Annotated in this window: 15 protein-coding genes; 5 read left to right on the top strand and 10 right to left on the bottom strand. The window is 60.6% G+C overall.

The features are described from left to right. Positions 1-65: 65 nt before the first annotated feature. From PFZ56_RS27345 to PFZ56_RS27335, 3 genes are read left to right on the top strand one after another with little or no spacing between them, the layout of a single operon-like run. Entirely contained in the window at positions 66-407 is a 342-nt protein-coding gene (locus tag PFZ56_RS27345; protein WP_102860777.1) for a helix-turn-helix transcriptional regulator, read from the top strand. After that, positions 404-775 (top strand): hypothetical protein, encoded by a 372-nt coding sequence (locus PFZ56_RS27340; RefSeq protein ID WP_003179080.1) that lies wholly within the window; start codon positions 404-406, stop codon positions 773-775. The genes PFZ56_RS27345 and PFZ56_RS27340 overlap by 4 nt, the downstream gene beginning before the upstream one ends. Further along, the gene (locus PFZ56_RS27335) at positions 776-1,198 is read left to right on the top strand and encodes a sel1 repeat family protein (protein ID WP_110651488.1); all 423 of its coding nucleotides are present in this window, start codon (positions 776-778) and stop codon (positions 1,196-1,198) included. Here PFZ56_RS27335 and PFZ56_RS27330 read toward each other — a convergent pair. Both PFZ56_RS27330 and PFZ56_RS27325 read right to left on the bottom strand, forming a co-directional pair. Continuing rightward, entirely contained in the window at positions 1,143-2,975 is a 1,833-nt protein-coding gene (locus tag PFZ56_RS27330) for a bifunctional diguanylate cyclase/phosphodiesterase (protein WP_110651489.1), read from the bottom strand. The genes PFZ56_RS27335 and PFZ56_RS27330 overlap by 56 nt on opposite strands. A gap of 135 nt (positions 2,976-3,110) precedes the next feature. Beyond that, on the bottom strand, positions 3,111-5,195 hold the full coding sequence (locus tag PFZ56_RS27325; protein ID WP_170001897.1) for a carboxy terminal-processing peptidase: 2,085 nt from the start codon (positions 5,193-5,195) through the stop codon (positions 3,111-3,113). Positions 5,196-5,333: 138 nt separating this feature from the next. On the opposite strand from PFZ56_RS27325, the gene PFZ56_RS27320 reads away from it, so the two are divergent. Further along, positions 5,334-6,296 carry a zinc-binding dehydrogenase gene (locus tag PFZ56_RS27320; RefSeq protein WP_102880524.1) on the top strand — a complete coding sequence of 321 codons (963 nt, stop codon included), beginning with the start codon at positions 5,334-5,336 and terminating at the stop codon, positions 6,294-6,296. A 122-nt stretch (positions 6,297-6,418) separates the two neighbouring features. On the opposite strand, the gene PFZ56_RS27315 is transcribed toward PFZ56_RS27320, so the two are convergent. The 6 genes from PFZ56_RS27315 to PFZ56_RS27290 form a co-directional block, all read right to left on the bottom strand. Then, the gene (locus PFZ56_RS27315; protein ID WP_102880523.1) at positions 6,419-7,072 is read right to left on the bottom strand and encodes an HAD family phosphatase; all 654 of its coding nucleotides are present in this window, start codon (positions 7,070-7,072) and stop codon (positions 6,419-6,421) included. Positions 7,073-7,112: 40 nt separating this feature from the next. After that, the gene (locus PFZ56_RS27310; protein WP_170001895.1) at positions 7,113-8,102 is read right to left on the bottom strand and encodes an ABC transporter ATP-binding protein; all 990 of its coding nucleotides are present in this window, start codon (positions 8,100-8,102) and stop codon (positions 7,113-7,115) included. Next, on the bottom strand, positions 8,099-8,899 hold the full coding sequence (locus tag PFZ56_RS27305) for an ABC transporter permease (protein ID WP_102880522.1): 801 nt from the start codon (positions 8,897-8,899) through the stop codon (positions 8,099-8,101). The genes PFZ56_RS27310 and PFZ56_RS27305 overlap by 4 nt, the downstream gene beginning before the upstream one ends. Next, positions 8,886-9,731 carry an ABC transporter permease subunit gene (locus PFZ56_RS27300; RefSeq protein ID WP_102880521.1) on the bottom strand — a complete coding sequence of 282 codons (846 nt, stop codon included), beginning with the start codon at positions 9,729-9,731 and terminating at the stop codon, positions 8,886-8,888. The genes PFZ56_RS27305 and PFZ56_RS27300 overlap by 14 nt, the downstream gene beginning before the upstream one ends. Further along, on the bottom strand, positions 9,728-10,534 hold the full coding sequence (locus PFZ56_RS27295) for an alkaline phosphatase family protein (RefSeq protein ID WP_110594664.1): 807 nt from the start codon (positions 10,532-10,534) through the stop codon (positions 9,728-9,730). The genes PFZ56_RS27300 and PFZ56_RS27295 overlap by 4 nt, the downstream gene beginning before the upstream one ends. A gap of 136 nt (positions 10,535-10,670) precedes the next feature. Further along, complete coding sequence (locus PFZ56_RS27290) at positions 10,671-11,738, bottom strand: ABC transporter substrate-binding protein (RefSeq protein WP_102860787.1); 1,068 nt, start codon at positions 11,736-11,738, stop codon at positions 10,671-10,673. A 363-nt stretch (positions 11,739-12,101) separates the two neighbouring features. Here PFZ56_RS27290 and PFZ56_RS27285 point away from each other — a divergent pair, with 363 nt between their 5' ends. Further along, positions 12,102-12,815, top strand: a complete 714-nt coding sequence (locus PFZ56_RS27285; RefSeq protein ID WP_102860788.1) for a UTRA domain-containing protein — start codon at positions 12,102-12,104, stop codon at positions 12,813-12,815. A gap of 39 nt (positions 12,816-12,854) precedes the next feature. Here the strand turns inward: PFZ56_RS27285 and PFZ56_RS27280 are convergent, their stop codons facing one another. Together PFZ56_RS27280 and PFZ56_RS27275 are read right to left on the bottom strand one after the other, a co-directional pair. Next, a complete protein-coding gene (locus tag PFZ56_RS27280; RefSeq protein ID WP_110594660.1) occupies positions 12,855-15,011 on the bottom strand; it encodes a mechanosensitive ion channel family protein in 2,157 nt (718 codons plus the stop codon). Positions 15,012-15,090: 79 nt separating this feature from the next. Next, positions 15,091-15,297: a hypothetical protein gene (locus PFZ56_RS27275; RefSeq protein WP_102880518.1), complete on the bottom strand. Its 207-nt coding sequence runs from the start codon at positions 15,295-15,297 to the stop codon at positions 15,091-15,093. Between the last annotated feature and the right edge of the window lie 50 nt (positions 15,298-15,347).

Below are 15,347 nucleotides of genomic sequence, written 5' to 3'. Positions count from 1 at the left end.
CTGTTAGGATTACACTTCAAGGGAAAAGTCCGACTCGGTAAGAGTCGTTGTCCTACGGGGTAGTAATGGATATTCAGATTATTGAACGCGATGGCGAGCCCGAATATGCGGTTCTGCCGTGGGCTCAGTATCAAGCTTTATTGACAGCCGCAGGCCTCACCAAACAACAACCACACGCCGCTGCAACCTCTCAGGCGGCACCACCAGCCCAGAGTCTTCCGGGCCTGGATCAACTACGCAATTTGCGCGAAGGGAAGGGCATCGCCATCGAGGCGCTGGCCCGCAAAGTAGGTATCAGTCCGTCTTACCTGGCCCTGATTGAAAGTGGCGAGCGTCAACCCGACGCTGCGATTCGCCGCAGCCTGGCCTGGGAGTTGACGGTGCCGGGGTGGAGGGAGCAATCGTGAGTGTAAGGATCAGTCGTCAGCACTGGGATGGGCTGTTGGGCGAATTGGATCAAGCCCGTCGCCAACGCCATCTTTTAACCTACCGGGCATTGCTGGAGCGATTGCAGCTGCCTAGCCCAGCCATGCAAACCCTGACGGCCGCGCTGGAGCATCTGGCGGCCCTGGATGCTCGGGCCGAACAGCCATTGCGCAGTTCATTGGTGATCAGTCAAGGCGCTAGTCGTTTGCCTCGTACCGGGTTCTTTGAGTGTGTGGAGCGCTTGGGACGTTTTTCCGGGCCATCCGATGGCGTGGCCGCTGCTTCATGGCACGCATCGGAAGTGGTTCGCGTGTTTGAGTACGAATACCCCGAATCAGCGGAGGCTTGAATGTTCTGGCGACTCAAGGCACGACTCAGCTATTGGCTGGCGCGCCGGTTGTTTCATTGGCCGTGGTTTATCCGCGAACCTCGCAGTTGGCGCTGGATGGAGGGGCAATTCGCACGCATGGCCAATCTGGGGGATGTCGACGCGCAAAGTTTTTACGGACACATCCTGACTTTTCGTGGGCAGGGGCTTGGGGCGCGGGAGGAGGGCATTCGCCTGCTGCGCCTGGCGGCTTTGGCTGGTGACGGTAAAGCCGCCTATCAATTGGGTGTGATCAGCCTCGCCGGCTCCGCCAGCAAGGCTCCTGATGCTGCCGAGGCAAGCCGTTGGTGGACGCTCTCGGCCAAGGCCGGGCATCCCCTGGCGGAGCTCAAGCTGATGCAGCTGAATCAGTCTTCGGATCCCGATCCCGCATCGGTTCGGTGAGCGCCTCGCTTTCCATGCGGGTTGCAGCGTCCAAACTGTCGATTACGTGGATGCTGTAGCCCTGAACATTCTTGGCATGATGCTTGGCCTGGGATGCCAGCTCTGCCAATTGGCTGGAATCCAGTAGTCCACAAGCCTGTGGATACAAGTGCACGACGCCGATGGACAGTGACAGCAAGGGGAACTCCTGACGCACTCCTTGACGGTTGGGGGCGACAAAGCAACCGGCTTCCAGGTGTTCGCTGCGGTAGAAGCGTCGGCACTGACTGTGAAAGTCGTCCAGCAACTGGTTCAGGCGCCTTTGCCAGTCTTCAGGTCCGAGCACCAGCAAGAAATCATCCCCGCCAATATGCCCGACGAAGTCACGACTCGGGTCGACCCGATCATTCAGGCATTGGGCCAGGCACAGCAGCACTTCATCGCCACGGCCATAGCCGTAGATATCGTTGAAGGGCTTGAAGCTGTCGATGTCCACGTAACAGATCACTGACTCTCGCCCTTGTTGCAGCAGGCGGGTCAGGCATTGCTGGATGGGTACGTTGCCCGGTAACAGGGTCAGGGGATTGGCATAGCGCGCCTGCTGGATTTTCAGTTCGGTGATCAGCTTGAGCACATCTATTACCCGTCCCAGTCCCAGGTAGTGACCGTTGAGGGTGATGATGAAGTCTTCCTCGATGCGTTGCCGGGCGCGACTGGTGATCAGGCGGCTCACCTGTTGCAGGGACTGGCTGAGTTCGACGGCAAGGAAGTCGTCATTCATCAGGCGGCTGATGGGTTTGCGGGCAAAAAGATCCGTAGCAAAGGGCTTGAGCAGGGCATCTGAAAGCGAATGCCGGTGGACGATCCCGCAGGGGTGGCCCTGTTCGTCGAGGACCGCCAGAGAGTTGAGGTTGGCTTGCCGGCGAAAGGCTTCCAGCACGTTGGCTGTCGGGGTATTACGGGCCACGGCGGGCTGTTCGTTGAGCAGCGCGCTTAGGTCGCTGCCTTCATCGTTGAGTGCCACGCTGGTTTGGTCATGCTTGGGCATCATTGCCCGGGCATCCCGAGGCGGCTGTTCCTGCGGCCGGCACAGCAAGTAGCCCTGGACCAGATCCACCCCCATTTCGCTGAGCACCACCAGTTCCTCGAGCATCTCGATCCCTTCGGCTATCACCTGGGCGCGGGATGCCTTGGCAATCTGCAGAATCGAACCGACGAATTCGCGCTTTAGGGCATCCTGATGGATGCCATCGATAAAGTGCCGGTCGATCTTTACATAGTCCGGCCGCAGCTCGGACCACAGGCGCAGGCTGGAGTAACCGGCGCCGAGGTCATCCAGGGCGATGGAAAATCCCATGTCCCGGTAGTGATGCAGGGCGTTGTGCAACAGCTGAAAGTCGTCGATGGGGGTCTGTTCGGTGAGTTCGATCACCACCTGGCTTGGAGGAATGCCAACGTCCTGTAGCAGTTGCAGGGTCCGGCCTGGTTGATGGGTCGCTTCCAGCAGGGATTCCGGCGATACGTTGAGGAACAGTTTGCCGGGTAATTGCTGCTCGCTGAAGCGTTTGCAGGCGCTGTGGCGGCAAGCGAACTCCAGTTCGCTCAGGCGCCCGGCCTGGCGGGCCACCGCGAACAGGGCGACCGGGGAGTGCAGGGGGCTGTTGGAAGGGCCGCGGCTCAAGGCTTCGTATCCGAGGATACGTCGCTGCGAGAGAGAAATGATCGGCTGGAACAGGCTGTGCAAACCGCTTTGAGCCAGGATTGAACTCAATGCACTCAGCTGTTCGGTCGTGGTCATGGCGATCTCTATCGATAAAAAAAGGACCGGGCGCCGCTCCTGATTCAAGAGCGGCGCCCGGTCCTTTATTTCACGACAGAATGATGACTGTTTAATGACGATCCGAGGAGCGATCGAATTAAATTGCCATCATCTTCAGTGCTTGGCTACCGAGGTGTTGAGCTTCAGATAGTCCAGCAGAATGCGCCCTGTTTCGCTCAGGTAGGCGTCGTCTTCCGGCTTGGTCTTGTCTGGCTCGGCAGCTGCCAGTGCATCTTCGTCTTCTTTCTTCAGCTCTTTGAGCGGCTCTTCACCCTTGGCCTTGCGACGAGCATTTTCCAGAGCCAGTTGCTTGGCTTCGATGTCGGCATGCTGTGCCCGACGATCCGCTTCGTTGAGGCTGACGGTTTTTTCCGCCATCAGTTTCTGTGCCAGGGCCAACTTGTCGCGGATGAACACGAACTCCGCATCTTTCGCTGAACGGCTTTCATGTTCGGCCTTGAGCTGGGCCAGGAATGGCTTGAACGGATCCACCGCCGGTTTGATGGCCGGGCGAATGGTGTCCCATGGCATGGCTTCAGGCAGAGCGCTTTCACCGATTTCCTTGGTGTCGATGATCGACGGGTAACCGATGTCCGGAAGAACGCCCTGATGCTGGGTGCTCTGGCCGGAAACCCGATAGAACTTGGCCAGGGTCAGTTTCAGCTCGCCATGGTTCAGTGGCTGAATGGTTTGCACCGTACCTTTGCCGAAGGTCTGTCCACCGATGATCAGCGCTCGGTGGTAGTCCTGCATGGCACCAGCGAAAATCTCCGAGGCCGAGGCCGAGAGACGGTTTACCAGCAGTGCCATCGGGCCTTTATAGAAGGCGCCGGGGTTTTCATCCTCCAGCACATCCACACGACCGTCGGCGTTGCGTACCAGTACTGTCGGCCCTTTGTCGATGAACAGGCTGGTCAGTTCGGTGGCTTCCTGGAGGGAGCCGCCGCCGTTGTTGCGCAGGTCGATGACCACGCCATCGACCTTGTCTTTCTGCAACTCGGTCAGCAGTTTTTTCACATCGCGGGTGGTGCTCTTGTAGTCCGGATCACCAGCGCGGAACGCCTTGAAGTCGAGGTAGAAGGCCGGGATCTCGATCACTCCGAGCTTGTAGTCCTTACCATCCTGCTTGAGGTTGAGGATCGACTTCTTCACTGCCTGGTCTTCGAGCTTCACCGCTTCGCGGGTGATAGGCACGATCTTGCTGGTCTGGTCGTTTGGCGCATTGCTGGCCGGAATCACTTCCAGGCGTACCAGGGTGCCTTTCGGACCACGGATCAGCTTGACCACTTCGTCCAGGCGCCAGCCCACTACGTCAACCATTTCCTTGTTGCCTTGGGCGACACCGATGATCTTGTCTGCGGGAGCTATCTGCTTGGTCTTGTCTGCCGGGCCTGCCGGCACCAGGCGCACGACCTTGACTTGGTCGTTGTCGCTCTGCAACACGGCGCCGATGCCTTCCAGCGACAGGCTCATGTTGATGTCGAAGTTTTCCGCGTTATCCGGCGACAGATAGTTGGTGTGCGGATCGTAGGACATGGCGAAGGTGTTGATGTAGGCCTGGAAGATGTCTTCGGCCCGAGTCTGGTCCAGGCGCGCCAGCTGATTCTTGTAGCGCTTGGTCAGCGTCTCCTGAATCTGCTTGGGCTCCTTGCCAGCGATCTTCATGCGCAGCACTTCGTCCTTGACGCGTTTGCGCCACAGGTCGTCAAGCTCTGCGGTGGTCTTGAGCCAAGGGGCGTCCTTGCGGTCGATCAGCAAGGTCTCCTTGGCGTTGAAGTCGATCTTGTCGACGCCTTTATTGAGCTCCGCCAAGGCGAAGTCCAGACGCGCTTTGACCCGGTCCAGATAACGCTTGTAGATGGTGAAGCCGGCATTCAGGTCGCCGCTCTTGAGGAAGTCGTCAAACTGGGTTTTCCATTTGTCGAATTCCGCGATATCGCTGGCCATGAAGTAGCTGCGCGATGGGTCCAACAGCTTCAGGTAGCTGTCATAGATGATCACCGAGCGCGCATCATCCAGCGGCGGTTTGCTGTAGTGGTGGCGTTTGAGCAGTTCTACAACATTGAGGCTGGCAATTACCTCATCGCGATCGGGCTGAAGTTGATCCCAGCTATTGGCTGCGAACGTATTGGTCGACATCGGCAGAAGGCCGAAACCAATGAAAAGGGCGAGGGCGGTGCTGGGGAACAAATGCTTCATGCTGATTCGACGCGGGGGCAATTGATAACGCATATTAGGCCGTCTTTGAAGTCGCCGGTTCCATAAGGACCGGTCGCATAATGCAAAAAGCCCGGTGCTACCGCTCCGGGCTCAGTCCAGACTCACTATGGAGGCACTGTGAAAGCATTGCAAGGCGTTGAAGGTCATGTGGAGTGGGTTGAAGAGCCAAGTCCTGCCTGTGATGTAGGGCAGGTTCGCATTCGGGTGGCGGCTGCGGGTCTCAATCGGGCCGACCTGTTGCAGCGTGCAGGGCTCTATCCGCCCCCTCCGGGAGCCAGCCCGATCCTGGGCCTGGAGTGTTCCGGGATTATCAGCGAAGTGGGGCCGGGTTCTTCCTGGCAGATCGGTGACCGGGTGTGCGCGCTGCTGGCCGGTGGCGGCATGGCCGAGGAAGTGGTGGTTGATGCACGTCATGTGCTGCCGGTGCCCGAGGGGTTGTCCCTGGCCGAAGCCGCGGCGTTGCCCGAGGTCTACAGCACGGCCTGGCTCAATCTGTTCCAACTGGCGGCGCTCAAGCCTGGCGAGAAGGTGCTGTTGCACGCGGGGGCCAGTGGTGTCGGTTCGGCCGCGATCCAGCTGTGCAAGGCGTTTGGCAATCCATGCTGGGTGAGTGTCGGCTCCGCCGATCGCCTGGCCTATTGCGAAAGTCTCGGCGCCCAAGGCGGTGTGGTGCGGACTGAGGGGCTGGAAGCGCTGCGGGACTTCGGTCCATTTGACGTGATCCTCGATCCTGTAGGGGCCAATTACGCGGTCAGCAACCTCAAGCTGCTGGCCGTTGATGGGCGCTGGGTGCTCATTGGTCTGATGGGCGGGCGTGAAGCGCAACTGGACCTGGCTCAGGTGCTGGCCAAGCGTATCCAGCTGTTGGGCTCGACCCTGCGTAGCCGCGACGAACAGTTCAAGGCTGACCTTTTCCGTGACCTCGGGCAGAACGTCTGGCCGCTGTTCGCTGAAGGGCGCCTGAGCCCACAGTTGGCCAAAACCTTTGCGATCAGGGACGCCGAAGCGGCATTTGCCGAGCTGGCGACCAATCAGGTCTCGGGCAAGCTGGTGCTGGTGATCGACTCCAGCCTGACGTGATTGCTGGCGTAGGAGCCGGCTGGCCGGCGAAAGGGTGTTGCAATCCGCTTGGCTGGCAAGTCGGCTCCTACACCAGCCAGCTTCTATAGAAGCTGGCTGTCCGGGCATTTCAGGGCCAAGGGTTACTTCCAGTGGTGGATCGGCCAACCGGACTTCTCTGCATGTTCGCGCAGGACCGGGTCTGGGTTCACCACTTGGGGATGGTCTACCCGCAGTAGCAGCGGCAGGTCATTGCGCGAGTCGGAGTAGAACGTCGCGCCTTCCAGGTTTTCTTCCTCGGCGTCCAGCCATTCCAGCAGGCGGGTGATCTTGCCTTCGCGGTAGGTCAGAGTGCCAAGGGTATTGCCGCTATATACGCCGTGCAGTACTTCCAGCTCAATGCCCAGCACTTCGTCGATGCCCAGGCGGGCGGCAATCGGCTTCACCAGATGGGTGCCCGAGGCTGAAATCACCAGGATCCGGTCGCCGGCCTGGCGGTGAGCGGCGATAGTCTTGCAGGCGTCGCTGAAAATGATCGGCTCGATCACCTCTTCCACCCAAGGCTCCACCAGGTGCGCCACCTCCTCCGGGGTACGCCCCGCCATGGGTTCCAGACTGAAGTTCATGAACTCTTCCATGGCCAGCTTGCCGTGACTGTAAGCGTCCATCAGTTCGTTGTTGCGACGCATGAACGACTCGCTGTCGACCCAGCCAAGGCGGCCCATCTGTGCGCTCCAGAGGGTGGCGCAGTCGCCGTGGATCAGGGTTTCGTCCAGATCAAAAATTGCCAAGGCCATCAGTACAGCTCTCTCTTCAGGATCAATTGCGTGAAAGCCATCAGGCTACCTCACACAGGGCGGCAGGATCGATGGTCAGCGCCAGACGTTGGCCGTCAGCGTGCAGGTCATCGGCCGAACGGTTGAGAACATCCACCACCAGCTCCACGCCGCGAGCCTCGACCCGGTAGCGAATCACATTGCCCAGCAGGCTGTGGCTGCGGACCAGCGCATCAAGCTGGCCCTCCTTGCCGAGTTCGATGGCTTCCGGGCGAATGGCGATACGCCCGCTGACCGGGCGTTGCAGCAGCTTGCTGGCGCTTTCGGCGTCCAGCAGGTTGTAGTTGCCGATAAAACCCGCCGCGAATACATCCACCGGTGCGGTGTAGAGCGTTTCGGCATCGCCGCTCTGGACGATCCTGCCCTGGTTCATCAGGAAGATCCGGTCGGACATGGTCAGCGCTTCTTCCTGGTCGTGGGTGACGAAGATGGTGGTCAGGCCCAGTTCCCGCTGGATGTTGCGGATCTGTTCACGCAGGTGCTTGCGGATACGTGCATCCAGGGCCGACAACGGCTCGTCCAGCAACAGCAAGCGCGGCCGGGTCACCAGGGAGCGGGCCAGAGCCACCCGCTGGCACTGGCCGCCGGACAGTTGGTGTGGATAACGACTGGCAAAGTCGTTGAGCTCCACCAGTTGCAAGGCTTCAAGGACCCGCTTGCGGCTGTCGTTGGCGTTGACCTTCTGCATACGCAGGCCGAAGGCGACGTTCTGCTCCACAGTCATGTTGGGGAACAACGCATAGCTCTGGAACACCATGCCGATCCCGCGTTTCTGCGGGCTCAAGGGCACGATGTCCTGGCCATCGAGAAGGATCTTGCCACCGTCCACCGGGGTCAGTCCGGCGATGCAGCGCAGCAGGGTGGACTTGCCGCAGCCGGACGGGCCCAGCAGGGTGACGAACTCGCCTTTCTGGATTTCGCAATTGATATCGCTGAACACCGTGGTGCCTGCGTAGTTCTTTTGCAGGTGTTGGACGCTGACGAAGCTCATTGGCTTTTGTCCTTGTTCAAGATGTTGGCGGCCCAGGTCAGAACCAGCACAAAGAAGAAGTAGGAGATCACCAGGGCGCTGGTGAAGTGGCCGCTGCTGTTGCGCATGTTGTTCAGGTAGACCTGCAGGGTTTCATAGCGGGTGCCCACTAGGATGTTGGCGAACACGAACTCGCCGAACAGGAAGGAGAAGGACAGCAGCAGCGCCACCATCAGGCCTTTGCGCAGGTTGGGCAGGACCACCAGGAAGGCTGCCTGCCAGGTGCTGGCGCCGAGCAGTTGGGCGGCGTCCATCAGGTCGCGCAGGTTGATCGCTTGCAGGTTGTTGGTGATGGCCCGGTACATGAACGGCAGCGCCACGGTGAAGTAGCAGCCGATGAGGATCCAGGGCGTGCCAACCATGGCGAAGGGCCCTGAGCCATAGAGTTGCAGCAGGCCCACCGAGGACACCACTGGCGGCACCGCGAAGGGCAGCAGGATCAGGATGTTCATCAAAGCGTCGAGCTTGGGAAAGTGGTAGTGCACCACAAACAGCAGCGGCAGGATCAGCACCACCGACAGCACCAGCGCGCCGACGCAGACCAGCAGCGACTGGCCGAAGGCATTGAGAAAGCGCGGGTCGCTCCACAGCTGCAGGTACCACTTGAAGGTGAAACCGCTGGGCAGGATGGTGGCCGACCAACTGCTGGCGATGGAGTAGACAAGGGTCCCCAGCAGCGGCAGCAACAGGATGGCGAACAGCAGGTAGACCACCACCCGGTGGTACAGGGTGGCGGAGCCGGGTTCAGCGCGAGACATGGTAGCTCCTCTTCAACAGCAACTGATGGACGATGGTGACCAGGGTCATCAGGGCCACCAGCACCACCGCCAGGGCGCTGGCCATGTTCGGGTCCAGGGAGATGTCCCCGGAAACCATGGCGGCAATGCGGATCGGCAGCACGTTGAAGTTGCCGGTGGTCAGGGCGTAGACCGTGGCATAGGCGCCCAGGGCATTGGCCAGCAGGATGACGAAGGTGCCCAGCAATGCCGGGGTCAGCACGGGCAGCCCGATGTGGCGCCAGAACTGCCAGCCGTTGGCCCCCAGCAGCGCGGCGGATTCACGCCAGTCTTCGCGCAGGGCGTCGAAGGCCGGGTACAGCAACAGCACCCCCAGGGGAATCTGGAAGTAGGTGTAGAGAATGATCAGCCCGGTCTTGGAGTACAGGTTGAAGTCCTGAATGATCCCCGACTGCTTGAGCATGATGGTGATGGTGCCGTTGAAGCCCAGGAGAATGATGAAGGCAAAGGCCAGGGGCACGCCGGAGAAATTGCTGGTCATGTTGGCGAAGGCGTTGACGAAGTTGCGCAGTTTGGAGTCCACCCTGCGCAGGGAGTAACTGCCCAGCACCGCAATGATGATGCCGAACACGCTGGACCAGAAACTGATCTCCAGGCTGTGCCGGATCGCCTGCAGGTAGAACTTCGAGCTGAAGATCTTGCTGAAGTTGGCCAGGCCCCAGCCGAACTCTTCCGACTGCAGGCTGTTGATCAGCACCCACACCAGCGGGGCGATCTGGAACACGATGAAGAACAGGGCAAAAGGCACCAGACAGAGTGCCGCCAGCCATTTGCCGCGGGTGACTGAATTCACTGCAACAGCTCCCGGCAGAAGGGTTTGTCATGGGGCACGCCCAGTAGTTGGCAGATGCTGCCGCACAGTTCGGTCTGCTTTGGCGTGGCACCTGGGTCGAGACTGAAGGCATTGCCGAGAACGAACAACGGAACTTCCCGCTCCTCGGCCAAGAGACCGTTGTGGGAGCGGTCGTTGTTCATGCCGTGGTCGGCGGTCACCAACACCTGGTAGCCAGCATCGAGCCAGCCTTGCAGATAGTCGGCGAGGATGATGTCTGCCGAACGCGCGCTGTTGCGGTACTGGGTGCTGTCGAGGCCGTGCTTGTGACCGGCGTCATCGATGTTCATCGGGTGCACCAGGAGAAAATCCGGTTGGTGCCGCAGGCGCAGGCTCTCCGCATCGGCGAAGAGATGGGAGTCGGGGTAGTGATCGTTCCAATAGAAATGGCCGTACTGGATCGGCAGCTCGGGATTGGCGGTGTGCCGGTCCCGTGGTGCATTGAAGGGACTGCGGTTGTACAGCTCGCTGACCCAATGATAGGCCGCGGCGGCAGTGGAGCGGCCGGCCTCGCGGGCGTAGTGGAAAATACTGCGCTGGTTGGACAGGCGCGAGACCTGGTTGTGGACGATACCGCTGTCGATCGGTGCGACACCGGTGAGGATGCACTCGTACAGCGGCCGGGACAGGGCCGGCAATTCGCATTGCAGCTTGTACAGGGCGGCGCGGCCTGCGCCGACGTAGGCTTGCAGGTGGCCCATGGCGTGTCGGGCAACTTCGTGGTTGAGGCCGTCGAGCACCACAAGGATGACGTTGTGCTTCATGAACGGGGGAACTCCGGGATCAGGCAACGCATGGAACCTGTAGGAGCGGCCGGACGGCAATGCCCTTGCCGGCGAAGCTGCCTGCACGCTCGTACAGGCCTTCGCCGGCAAGCCGGCTCCTACGACTGATGCAGTATTACGGCATGTTGATGATCACTTCTTCCTGCCACTTCTGCGGCAGGGACTTGGAGGTTTTCTCCCAGGCGTCGGCGTCCTTGATCGGGGTTACGTGCTTGTATTGCTCGTTGGGCAGCAGGTTGGCCTGGACGTCCGCCGGCAGAGTCAGATGCTCGGCACGGATCGGGCGCGCATTGCCGCGAGCCAGGTTGGTCTGGCCGGCATCGCTGAAGATGTACTCGCGGGTCAGCTTGGCGGCGTTGGGATGCTTGGCGTATTTGTTGATGATGGTGGTGTAGCCGGAGATGACCGAGCCGTCGGATGGGATCAGCACTTCGTAGTCATCCTTGTTGACCATCTTGTTGCGGTAGCTCAGGCCGTTGAAATCCCAGACCACGCCCACTTCCACTTCACCTTTCTCCATGGTGGCGATGGTCGGGTTGGCCAGGGACAGGCGACCCTGCTTGGCGATCTCGGCGAACATCAGCAGCGCCGGCTGGATGTTCTTTTCGTCGCCGCCTTTGGCGATGGCCGCGGCCAGCACGCCGTTGGCGGCTTGGGCTGCGGTGCTCACGTCACCGATGGAGACTTTGTACTTGCCTTTCTCCAGATCTGCCCAGCTCTTCGGCGCCTCAGACCCGTGCAGCAGCTTTTTATTGATGATGAAGGCGATGGTGCCGGTATAGGCCAGCGCCCAGTTGCCGTCTTTGTCCTTGGCCCAGTCCGGGACCTGGGCCCAGGTGCTGGGTTTGTAGGGTTGGGCCACACCCTGCTTGACTGCGATGGGGCCGAAGGCGGCGCCGACGTCGCCGATGTCGGCGCTGGCGTTGTCTTTTTCCGCGGCGAACTTGGCGATCTCCTGGGCCGAACTCATGTCGGTGTCGATGTGCTTGAGGCCGTAGATTTTCGCCAGGTCCTCCCAGGTGCCTTTCCAGTTGGCCCAGTCGTCGGGCATGCCGACGCTGTTCACCGCGCCTTCTGCTTTCGCAGCGGCTTCCAGGGTTTTCAAATCGTTGTCAGCAGCCATGGCGGCGGTGCACAGGGCAATGGTCGAACCTAACAGTGATGCCAGGAAAAGCTGTTTCATCCGAAGCTCCTTTGGGCGTGTTCAACGCTGCGTTGTTATCGACGGTCTTGCGGTGGGTTGGTCTAGGTCAGCAATACCTGAGCCAATTTAGGCGTGTTGGATGACACTTTGATGTCGGTGCCAATGGTCGGCGCATGGATTCGGGCGCAGGTTCGGCGCTGCGAAATAAGCGTAGACCATGCCCAAACACCCGTTCTGCAAGGTTCTGGCGGGCAATTTGCAGGTTCACCAGAGGCTCGCTCAGCGGCGTTGTCATCTATCAGTCATATGCATTGCCTAGGCTTTCGACACAGATGCAGAGCACTGCTCCGGCCCTTGTGCTGCCCTGAAACAGTGCTGGTCTAGTCCAGATAGGTAACGTTGATGCGTATTGATGCAACCAAAGCGGTGACAGCCATCGGCCAGGTGCTGCAGGAGCAGATCGCTCATGGTTTGTTGGCGCCCGGCAGCAAGCTGCCGGCCGAGCGCAAGCTCAGCGAGTTGTTCGCCACCACCCGCATCACCGTGCGCGAGGCCCTGCTGCAATTGGAGGCCCAGGGGCAGATCTACCGCGAGGAGCGCCGGGGCTGGTTCGTTTCGCCGCCGCGGCTGGCCTACAACCTGATGCAGCGCAGTCACTTCCACGCCATGGTCAGCGCCCAGGGGCGAGTGCCTTCCACTGAGGTGATCTCGGCGCGCCTGCAACCGGCGTCGGCGGCGGTCTGCGCCTGGCTGCAATTACCGGCACTGTCCAGCGTGATCCAGATCTGTCGAGCGCGGCGCATCGATGACCGGCTGGTGCTGTATGTGGAGCACTACCTGAACCCCAAGTACTTTCCACACATTCTCGACCTGGATTTGAACCAGTCGATCACCGAGCTCTATGCCCGGCATTACGACTTGCATTACGGGCGGGTGCGCTTCGAGATCGTGCCCACCTCATTGCAGCCGGAGGCGGCGGCGGCCTTGAAGGTGTCGGTGGGCAGCCCCGGGCTGCGTATCGCCCGGGTCAACTACGACCAGCATGAGCGGCTGATCGACTGTGATCTGGAGTTCTGGCGGCATGACGCAATTCACGTTGGCGTTGACGTTCTTTAGACGCCCGTGCCGTTGGCCGGCAAGACGGCGCCTAAGGGGTCATTGCTTTTCCGGGGCGCTGCCGGGGGTGATCACCTGGATGCTCATGCGCGGGGTGGCCAGGTCCAGTCCGGCTTCGTCCAGGTGACGCTTGAGGGACAGGTTGAACGCCCGGGACACTTCCCATTGCTTGATCGGCGCGGTCTTGAAGCGGGCCCGTAGGATGGCGCTGCCGGACTCGAAACTCTCCACTCCCTGGATCTCCAGGGGCGACCAGATGTTGCGTCGCTGCAAGGGGTCGGTACGCATCTTCTGGCCCACGTCGCGCATCAGCTTGATCGCGTCGTCGATCTCCATGTTGTAGGGAATCGCCACGCGAAAGATCGCGTAGCCGAACTCCCGGGAGTAGTTCTTGATGCTCTTGATTTCACTGAACGGGATGGTGTGCACGATGCCGTCGATGTCCCGCAGGCGCACGGTGCGGATGGTCAGGCCCTCGACGGTGCCCAGGTGACCGCCGACATCCACGTAATCGTCGATGGCCAGGGAGTCTTCGATGATGATGAACAGACCGGTGATCAAGTCTGCCACCAGCGACTGGGCGCCGAAACCGATGGCCAGACCGATGACACCGGCACCGGCCAGCAGCGGCGTGACGTTCATGCCCATGTTGGCCAGGGCGACGATGGTGGCGATGATGAAAATCGCCACGAACAGCACGTTACGGATCAACGGCATCATGGTCTGTGCGCGGGCGTTGGCCAGGCCCTTGCGCGAGCGGGTCAGCGCGTGATGCACCGCGGTGTCGCTCAAGATCCAGATCAGCCAGGCGAAGATCAGGGTGCCTGCGAGGCTGAACAGCTTGACGCTGACTTCATGGCCGTCGCCTTCGGTGAAGCGGATCAGCGACATGCCCCAGACCCGCAGGCCCAGTTCGATGAACGCCAGCCACACCGCCAGATGGGCCAGGGTATAGAAGAAGCTTTTCAGTCGTTCGGAATACAGCGCATGGCGCTTGTGCCCACGCTGGGGCTTGAGGGCGTGGCGCCGCACCAGGCCGTTGATCACCATGCACAGCACCAGCAGCACCGTGCACAACAGTGACTGGCGCAGGGCCGTGCTGGTGTCGCCGGCGGAAACGAAGGTGGCGAACAGCGAAATGCCCACCAGCACCAGGGCGGGGAGGTACCAGAAGGTGCCGATGATTTCGATGGTGTCGCTCAAGGCGCGGCGGGTCAGGCGTCGCGCCAGCGGCTGGTTGCGGATCAGGTGCGCGATCGGCCGGCGAAAGCGCAGGATGAATACCCCGGTGGACAGCGCCGCCATGACATTGGCGAAAGTCGCTGCGGTATGGGCCAGGTGCTGGCCGAGGCTGGCCACCATCCGAGGGTCGCTCAGGGCCTCGCCGAACGCGGCGAAACTGCCGATCCACCACAGCGGTCGGAACGCCTGGCGGCGCAGGATATACAGGGCACGATGACGATGCGGACCATCGAGGACGGAAAACGCCACCACACAGATCGCCGAAAAACAGGTGCCCACCACCAGAGCGTAGGCCAGGACCATGGCCAGGTCCTTGCCCAATGACGAGGGCAGGGAGTAGGTCATGTAGACGGTGATCAGCAGAGCGATCAGCCAGGGGCCGAGCTTGCGCAGGGCGAAGCGCAGCAAGTCCCAGGTCTTGGGGTGCTGGGGCAGTTCTTCGGTGAGACCGAAACGCAGGCGCACCCGGTGGCTGAGCCAGATCAGCGCCGCCGCCAGCAGACTCCAGACCATGAGAATCAGGGCAAAGGCAAAAATGATCGGTAGCCATTGGCTGGCTGGCAGCATCAACGCCGACAGTTCTTCCTGGGCTTGATCGAACTCGTCGGTCCAGCGGTTCAAGGGGCTATCAGCGCCGGAGAACTGTTTCTCCAGGCTCGACAGAGTGCCGCCGATCAGGCCTAGCACGCCTTCTTCAGTGGCGGGCTGGGCTTTTTTCGTGGCGTCCCGGAGCTTTTTCAGATCAGCCAGCAGCTTGGCGCGTTGCTGGTCGTTTTCCAGGGATTTGATCACCTCGTCCAAAGACTGCCCCAGGGGCTCTTCGGCCTGTGGTTGCGGTTTGCTCTGGTTGCCCAGCAGGCCCGGCAGGCCAACCGCCTGCGCACTGCTCAGGGGCAGGAAGGTCAGCAGGCAGACAAGCGCAAAGCAGGGCAGGGCGAAAAGACGAGCGAACACTGGGCGGTCAACCTCGGAGAAAATCGGATCGACCGAGTGTACGAGGCCGCCAAATTCAATGCGAGGGCGAGCGCGGCATTTATTCCGCCAGTTTGGCGAGGATTTTGTAAACCACAGTGCCGAGAATCAGCAGCATGCCAATCCACATGCTGAACACACCGAGGTTCTTGTCCCGGAAGTTGAAGCCGATGGCCAGGAGAATCATGCCCGTGAGAATCGGGATGAGCATGGAGTGGAACGCAGACATCGAGATCATGGCGACGGCCTTGTCAGAAAGAGTACTCATAAGTCTAGGTCGCTTTGCCGCGCCCCGGGTTGATGTGTATCAGAAACCGG

The sequence above is a fragment of the Pseudomonas danubii genome (assembly GCF_042980055.1).
GTDB classification, from domain to species: domain Bacteria; phylum Pseudomonadota; class Gammaproteobacteria; order Pseudomonadales; family Pseudomonadaceae; genus Aquipseudomonas; species Aquipseudomonas danubii.
This window is presented reverse-complemented; position numbering and strand designations above follow the sequence as displayed.